The sequence below is a fragment of the Methanothermobacter marburgensis str. Marburg genome, from assembly GCF_000145295.1.
Taxonomy (GTDB): domain Archaea; phylum Methanobacteriota; class Methanobacteria; order Methanobacteriales; family Methanothermobacteraceae; genus Methanothermobacter; species Methanothermobacter marburgensis.
Map to the genome: position 1 here is coordinate 425,079 of NC_014408.1, position 7,422 is coordinate 432,500.

At 46.0% G+C, this 7,422-nt stretch carries 10 protein-coding genes (1 of these 10 cut by a window edge); 8 read left to right on the forward strand and 2 right to left on the reverse strand.

Annotated features, from left to right (window positions below):
* Nucleotides 1-189: 189 nt before the first annotated feature.
* A complete protein-coding gene (locus MTBMA_RS02205; RefSeq protein WP_013295274.1) occupies nucleotides 190-774 on the forward strand; it encodes a class I SAM-dependent methyltransferase in 585 nt (194 codons plus the stop codon).
* On the opposite strand, the gene MTBMA_RS02210 is transcribed toward MTBMA_RS02205, so the two are convergent.
* Complete coding sequence (locus MTBMA_RS02210) at nucleotides 768-1,505, reverse strand: tRNA guanosine transglycosylase family protein (RefSeq protein WP_013295275.1); 738 nt, start codon at nucleotides 1,503-1,505, stop codon at nucleotides 768-770. The genes MTBMA_RS02205 and MTBMA_RS02210 overlap by 7 nt on opposite strands.
* 228 nt (nucleotides 1,506-1,733) lie before the next feature.
* On the opposite strand from MTBMA_RS02210, the gene hdrC reads away from it, so the two are divergent.
* Genes hdrC through MTBMA_RS02245 form a run of 7 tightly spaced genes read left to right on the forward strand, consistent with a single transcriptional unit; the run spans nucleotide 1,734 to nucleotide 6,503 of the window.
* On the forward strand, nucleotides 1,734-2,687 hold the full coding sequence (gene hdrC, locus MTBMA_RS09180; RefSeq protein ID WP_238523395.1) for a CoB--CoM heterodisulfide reductase subunit C: 954 nt from the start codon (nucleotides 1,734-1,736) through the stop codon (nucleotides 2,685-2,687).
* Between the two features lie 12 nt (nucleotides 2,688-2,699).
* Nucleotides 2,700-3,608, forward strand: a complete 909-nt coding sequence (hdrB, locus tag MTBMA_RS02220; protein WP_013295277.1) for a CoB--CoM heterodisulfide reductase subunit B — start codon at nucleotides 2,700-2,702, stop codon at nucleotides 3,606-3,608.
* Nucleotides 3,609-3,664: 56 nt separating this feature from the next.
* On the forward strand, nucleotides 3,665-3,931 hold the full coding sequence (locus tag MTBMA_RS02225; protein WP_013295278.1) for a DUF749 domain-containing protein: 267 nt from the start codon (nucleotides 3,665-3,667) through the stop codon (nucleotides 3,929-3,931).
* Complete coding sequence (locus MTBMA_RS02230; RefSeq protein WP_013295279.1) at nucleotides 3,928-4,452, forward strand: DUF2096 domain-containing protein; 525 nt, start codon at nucleotides 3,928-3,930, stop codon at nucleotides 4,450-4,452. The genes MTBMA_RS02225 and MTBMA_RS02230 overlap by 4 nt, the downstream gene beginning before the upstream one ends.
* 18 nt (nucleotides 4,453-4,470) lie before the next feature.
* On the forward strand, nucleotides 4,471-5,142 hold the full coding sequence (locus tag MTBMA_RS02235; protein WP_013295280.1) for a metallophosphoesterase: 672 nt from the start codon (nucleotides 4,471-4,473) through the stop codon (nucleotides 5,140-5,142).
* A 52-nt stretch (nucleotides 5,143-5,194) separates the two neighbouring features.
* Complete coding sequence (locus tag MTBMA_RS02240; protein ID WP_013295281.1) at nucleotides 5,195-6,115, forward strand: 2-phosphoglycerate kinase; 921 nt, start codon at nucleotides 5,195-5,197, stop codon at nucleotides 6,113-6,115.
* 19 nt (nucleotides 6,116-6,134) lie between these two features.
* Nucleotides 6,135-6,503: a CBS domain-containing protein gene (locus MTBMA_RS02245; RefSeq protein WP_048901268.1), complete on the forward strand. Its 369-nt coding sequence runs from the start codon at nucleotides 6,135-6,137 to the stop codon at nucleotides 6,501-6,503.
* Nucleotides 6,504-6,506: 3 nt separating this feature from the next.
* On the opposite strand, the gene MTBMA_RS02250 is transcribed toward MTBMA_RS02245, so the two are convergent.
* Nucleotides 6,507-7,422 carry the 3' portion of an inorganic phosphate transporter gene (locus tag MTBMA_RS02250; protein WP_013295283.1) on the reverse strand. The gene runs 59 nt beyond the window's last position, so the window shows 916 of its 975 coding nt (coding positions 60-975); its start codon lies off the right edge, out of view — the gene reads right to left on this strand; it ends in the stop codon at nucleotides 6,507-6,509.

Genomic DNA, 7,422 nt, shown 5'->3' on the forward strand with positions numbered 1-7,422 from the left:
CTATTTATAAATGCCTTCGGGATCCGAACATCACTTTTTAAAGCACTGTAATGATGCTCTTCATTGGCGATCCAGTTTGATCATGTTGGTTAAAGCACTGTAATGAACTGCAAAATCAAGGGTTAAGATCCACCAGGGAGATCGTGAAAATTTTTATCATATAAAAAAGAGATACAGTATGGTGTTAACATGGCCCGTAAGATCCATGTCGATGGCGGTAAATCGACAAGGGACCTCATAGATGCTAAAAAGCTCATTGAGATGCTTCCATTGAAGGCCGGGGACACGTTTCTTGATGCTGGCTGTGGTGATGGCTTTATTTCACTTGAAGCAGCATCTGCTGTTGGTGATGAGGGAAGGGTCATCGCGGTTGATGTATACCCAGAATCGGTTGTGATCCTGAGGTCCAGAATAGGCAGAAGGAGTAACATACTACCCCTGGTTGCCGATATAACCCATAGACTGCCGGTTCCTGATAGAACAGTTGACATTTACTTCATGGCCAACGTTTTCCATGGGATAGTGGTCAACGGCGAGGTTGAACCACTGATGGCCGAGGTCAAAAGACTCCTCAGCAGGAGTGGAAGGCTGGTGGTGGTTGATTTTAAAAAGGTAGATGGAACCCCGGGACCGCACATGGATCTAAGGCTGTCAGAGGATGAGGTCATAGAGATCCTTGAAGATCATGGTTTCACTGTGGAGTCCGTGGGGGATGCAGGACCCTATCATTATCTTATAATGGCGGCGCAGGGCTCTGAAAACCCCTATCAGTAGAGGGGGGTGTACTTCTGGAGGAATTCCTGCATTTCATGGTCCAGGATTCTGAGTGCAGACATGTTCTGGGGTGAGGAGGCAGCACGCTCCTCTACGAGGTTTCTCAGTGTACCGTTCTTTATGTGTTCACGGACCTCCCGCAGCACCAGATCCAGTGTCAATCTGTTCCTTTCAATCAGTTCATCTGTACTGTAACTGCAGATCCGGTAGGTGTCCAGGGGATAGGTATGGGTCTCGGTGAACAGAACGTTGATCATACCATAGAACTCTGCAGCGGCGTCTGAGAACACATCCACACCCATATATGCAAGCAGGGGGATGAAAGCTGGAGGGGAGAATGTTGAACACAGCATGGTCTCAGGTTTTATGGCCTCACGTATTCCAGTCAGAATCCGAACCATCTCCATGGGTCTCTGGAGCAGTTCATCCATATTTGCCACTATGAGTTTCCTGAAACCAGTTTCCTCAAGTTCAAGGGCGCATCTTACTCTGAGGTCAGTATAGCGGGATCCATGTATGAATGCGTATTCTGCATCAGATTCAGAGGCCAGCTCCAGGGTTTCAGTGACACCCCACTCTGCGATTTCCCGGGGTACATTGTGCGGGATGGTTTCATATGGGGCGATATCCATCTTTTCATATTTAACAAGCAGGGGAGTTTCAGAATCTCCGAGAAGACCCAGCCTTGCGGGTCCGTCATGTAATTTTATCTGGTATTCAGTCTTGCTCATTGCTTACACCGTCTGTTATTTACTTGGAGTCAGGGATTACTTAACCATTACAGTCTTGCTCAGGGTGCAGTCTGTCACTTACCGGTATCTTAGGATACAATCCTCAGGTGTCACCTTAAAGGTTACACATCGGCAAATTTTAGGAATCTTTATATACCCATAAAAATCACAGTCTAATAAGAAAAATCTGAGGTTTGCTAACCAGGGATCTTTCAGGGTGTGAAAACAATGTCAGTTCTAAAACGCCTAAAAGAAATGTTGATGGGTGAGAAGAAGGAAGAGGACAGTAAAACAGAGGAGCCAGAGAAAACAGAGACCCCAACAGAGTCCACCAAACAGGAAGAAAAACCTCAACCTCAAGAAAAACCTTCAGATGAACCCTCAGTATCTGCAGAAACAGAAAAACCAGAGGAACCTCAAAAGGTTGAAGAACCTGACGGGGCCTCTGAGGAAGCATCAGCTGAAGAACCTGAGACTGCAGATGTTGAGGAGGATGAATCTGAAGAAACTGCTGAAACCTCCCATGAAGATGAGGAGGTAGTTGAGGATGAAGACTCTTCGGAGGATTCTGATTCTGAAGAAGAATCAGAGGAGGAAGAGGAGAAAAGCGAAAGGAGTGATATAATGACCCTACTGCAGAGAGAAGAAAACATAATCAGAAAGGGTAATATTGACAAGGAATTCTCCGAGAAAATAAAGGCCGCTGGCGGTGACAGTCTGGAATACTGTTTCCAGTGCGGTACATGCACAGGATCCTGCCCATCTGGAAGAAGAACCCCTTACAGGGTAAGACAGATAATAAGGAAGGCAAATGTTGGATTAAAGGATGAAATAATCTCAGATCCAACCCTCTGGATGTGCACAACATGTTACTCCTGCCAGGAAAGGTGCCCACGTAAGGTCAAAATCGTGGATGTCGTGAAACTTGCAAGGAACGAAGCAGCCAAAGCAGGATTCATGGCACCAGCACACAAGGCAGTTGGATCATTCGTTATAAAAACAGGTCACGGAGTACCAATCAACGACGCAACAATGGAGCTCCGAAAGGCTGTTGGCCTTGGAGAACTACCACCAACAACACACCAGTTCCCTGAGGCACTTGAAGAGGTTCAGAAAATCATCAAGGCAACAGGCTTTGACCAGTTAATAGGCTACAACTGGGAAACAGGTGAACTTGAATAAGGAGGCATGCAAATGGAAATCGCATACTTTTTAGGATGTATCATGAACAACAGGTACCCTGGAATTGAAAAGGCAACAAGGGTTCTATTCGATAAACTCGGAATCGAACTGAAGGACATGGAAGGAGCATCCTGCTGTCCAGCACCAGGGGTATTCGGTTCATTCGATAAAACAACATGGGCCGCAATAGCAGCAAGGAACATAACAATCGCCGAGGACATGGGCGCAGACATCATGACCGAGTGTAACGGATGCTTCGGTTCACTCTTCGAGACAAACCACCTCCTCAAGGAAGACGAGGAGATGAAGGCAAAAATCAATGAAATCCTCAAGGAGACTGGCAGGGAATACAAAGGTGAAGTCAACGTCAGGCATTTTGCTGAAGTACTGTACAACGATGTTGGACTTGACAAACTCTCAGAACTAGTTGAAAAGCCCCTCAACCTCAACGTTGCAGTGCACTACGGATGCCACTTCCTCAAACCAAGCGATGAGATAAACATAGACAACCCTGAAAGACCAACCATACTGGACGAAATCGTTGAGGTAACCGGTGCGAAATCCGTTGAATACAAGGACAAGATGATGTGCTGCGGTGCCGGTGGTGGAGTGAGATCAAGGGACCTGGACGTTGCACTTGACTTCACAAGGGAAAAACTCACAAACATGAAGGAAGCCGGTGTTGACGCAATAGTAAACGTCTGCCCATTCTGCCACCTCCAGTTTGACGTTGGTCAGATGGAGATAAAGGACAAGTTCGGCGAGGAATTCGACATTCCGGTACTTCACCTCGCACAGCTACTTGGACTTGCAATGGGTCTTCCAAAAGAGGACCTTGTGGTTGACGCCCACCAGGTATGCGTCGACGAGTGCCTTGAAAAGCTCGAGGAACTCGACCGCCTGGCACCTGGAAGCGGTTAATACCACAAATTAATTATTTTTTTCAGGGATTTAAAATCCCAAAGTGAGGTGTTTTTTTGTTTATAGCTACTTTGAAGGGAATATTTACTTTGAAGGATCTTCCAGAAGAATTCAAACCCTTTGTGGACTACAAGGCAGGCCTTGAGAAGAAGGAATTATCTGATGACGACGAGGTGGCCATACTATCCATCCAGGGCACACAGAGCAACCATGTGCTCATCCTCAGCTCCTACAGTAACGTTGAGGAGATCCGAAAGGAACTTGAAGAAGCGGGTGCAAAGATAAACCACACAACCCTAAAAATTCTGGAAGGACATCTATGACACTCCCTGTTGAACAGACATGGTTCGTGCTTGTTGAACTCCTGACAGACCTTCGAAAGAAGGATGTTGATGTCCCAGTGGAAATTACAGAGGATATAAGGCTTGTGAGGACATCAATCAACTTCTATAAATCAGATACAGAGAACCCTGAGATGATCAGGGAGCTTAAGAGAATAAACGATATGCTCAACTCAATCCAGGAGAAACTCCTTGAACTTGCAGAGGCAGTGGCCCCTGATTACCCTGAGGAATGGATTGAAAAATTAAAGAGGGCCTCAAGGGGTGAGGAGGTCCACAAACCCCCTGAAACAAAGTCAAGGTTTATTGTTGGAGCCCCACCGGGATTTGCAGCTGCAAGGGTGCACCTTAAGGAACCAATAGCCGAGGACAGGGTCCAGGATATCGCTGAGACCCACAGCCTTATAATTGAATTTGAAGAAGACGATCTTATAGCTGTTTATGGCGATTCAGAGGACATAAAAAAGGGTTTAAAGGAGATAGGCTCCTTCTTCAGGGAATAATGTGGAGCGTGATTTTTCATGAAAATCCTCGCTGTAAGTGATCTTCATGGTTCAAACATACCTGAACTTCACAGGTTTATAATGGATAACCGCGTTGACCTCATTGTTGTGGCAGGTGATATAACACACTTTGGGCCGGCGGAACTCGTTGAGGAGCTCCTGAATGACCTGGCATCCCACAATATCCCTGTTGTTGCCGTACCCGGAAACTGCGATCCCCATGGGGCTGTGGCTAAAATAGAAAACTCAAAGGCCGTGAATATACATGGAAGATCCATTAACATCAAGGATATTGCCATATGCGGCCTTGGGGGTTCAAACCCAACACCATTCAACACACCCCTTGAACTGGATGAGGATGAAATAAAATCGGAACTGGACGACCTCATGGAAAAGTCTGGTGAAGGAGATGTTCTTATTCTTGTAACCCATGCACCACCACATGGAACATCGCTTGATAGAATTCCATCCGGGGATAATGTTGGAAGCAGGGGTGTGAGGGATGTTATAGAAAGACACCAGCCCTGCCTGAACATCTGTGGCCATATCCACGAGTCCCCGGGAGTGGACCGTATAGGTGAAACCATCGTGGTCAACCCGGGACAGCTTTCAGATGGCAGAGCAGCCCTCATTGAAATTGAAGATGATGGATCCATAACTGCTGAAATTTTAAATCTCAGATCCAGTTAAATATATAAAAACTGGATTTCAGAGTATGACAAGTTCTTTTTGAGGTGAGACCATGATCATGGTTCAGGGAGAAGTAAGCGGAAAAAAATACACGGAGCCCTTCTCCAAGGGCGTTCTGGCACGTTCACTTACCAGGGCAGAGATGGACCCTAACAAGGCATACACATTTGCTTCCAGAATTGAGGCTCACCTTAAAAAGAATAAGGTCGATGTCATAACAATAGAGGAACTCGTTGATGTGGTCTCAGAGCACCTGAAAAGGGAGGATCCTGAGGTAGCAGAGAAGTACATGCTCTGGAGACGAATAAGGCAGTGCAAGGAGCCCCTGATAATACTCATAGGGGGGGCCTCAGGTGTTGGAACATCATCAATTGCCTTTGAGGTTGCAAACCGCCTTGGCATAAGGAACATGATAAGCACCGACATGATAAGGGAGGTAATGCGTAAAATAGTCTCCAGGGAACTTCTCCCGTCCATATATGAATCAAGCTACACAGCGTACCAGTCCCTCAGAATACCCCCACCACCAGAACTTGACGAGGTTCTCATTGGATTCAGGGATCACGTGGACACTGTGAGCATCGGTGTGGAGGCCGTAATTGAGAGGGCCCTCACAGAGGGTATAAGCATAGTGATTGAGGGCGTGCATATAGTCCCCGGATTTATAAAGGATGACCTCATAAACAAGGAAAATGTTGCAATGTTTGTCCTCACGGTTTCAGATGAGAACGTCCATAAGGGGAGGTTCTATTCACGTTGCAGACAGATGTGGGCCAGAAGACCACTTAAAAGGTATATAAGTTACTTCTGGGCAATAAGAAGAATTCACAGATACATTGAGAGCCAGGCAAAGAAACACAATGTGCCTGTTATTGAGAATATAGATGTTGTAACCACGATAGACTCAATTATAAAATCACTGACAAAAACCAGTGTTAAGGGAGGAGAGAAAGGTGCTGAAAAAACTGAATGAAGTTAAGGTTAAGGATGTAATGACAGCTGATGTTATAACAGTTGAACCATCTGAAGATGTGGTTTTTGCATTTGAGAAACTCATGAAGCACAGGATAAGTGCTCTCCCTGTCCTTGATGAGGGTAAACTTGTTGGAATTGTAACTGCTTCAGACCTTGGTCACAACCTGATACTTGACAACTATGAACTTGGCACAACAGTCGGGGAGGTCATGGTGAGGGATGTTGCCACGGTGGCCCCTGATGAGACACTTGCTGACGCCATTGAGAAGATGAATGACTACTCATCGGATGAGGGAATAATAAATCAGCTTGTTGTCATGTCCGATGGTGAGATGGTGGGGATAATTGCGGATGGGGACATTATAAGGGCCCTCAAAAGCCTTTAATGTTCATATAAAGCCTGTGATAGTATAAATTGCAGCTGATAGGATGATGCATGTGGGTATCGTAACTATCCAGGTGTATGCTATGTGCCTTATCACGTCATACTCGACTGTTGATGTCCCATGCGCAATCCCAACACCTATCACCGATCCCACAAGGGTCTGTGTTGGCGATACAGGCATACCATAACCCAGAAAGAGGTAAACGATAACTGCCGCCGATAGCTGGGCTGCAAAGCCCCTGCTTGGTGTGAGGTCTGTTATTCTTCTTCCAATTGTTTCTGTCACCCTGTTGCCAGCCAGCAGAATTCCTGAAGCAAGTCCAAGAGCCCCCAGTATTCTGATCCAGTAACCACCAGCATAACCCGTCGCAAATATAACACCTGTTGCAACTGCTATATCAACAGCCCCAAGGTTAAGGGCTGAAAACGAGGAACTCAGTATCTGAAGATATGAAAATACCTTTTCAAGTCGGTCTCGCATACCCATACCCTGAAGCGGTTTTATTAAAACCCTTCTGATGGATCTGTAGATTACAAATCCTGTGAGAAAACCTGCAACCGGTGACATAATCCAGCTCAGCACTATGAAGCCAACAACATCTGTTCTCATGTTCTGAATGCCGATACTTGCTATTCCGGCACCAATAACTGAACTTACAATGGCATCGGAACCTGAAATTGGTATCTTTTTTATGATGGTGAAGGTTATCCAGATTGATGATGTTAATGTTATAACAAGGGCTGTTCTGGGGCTCAGGAGCCCCTGGGGGATTATTCCTTCACTTATTGTTTTTATGACGCTCCCACCAAGGAACAGCGCCCCAACTAATACAAAAAATCCCCCCAGCAAGAGGGCCTTTTTCATCCTGAGAGAACCACTCCCAACAGCAGTACCCACAGAGTTACCTATATCGTTTGCA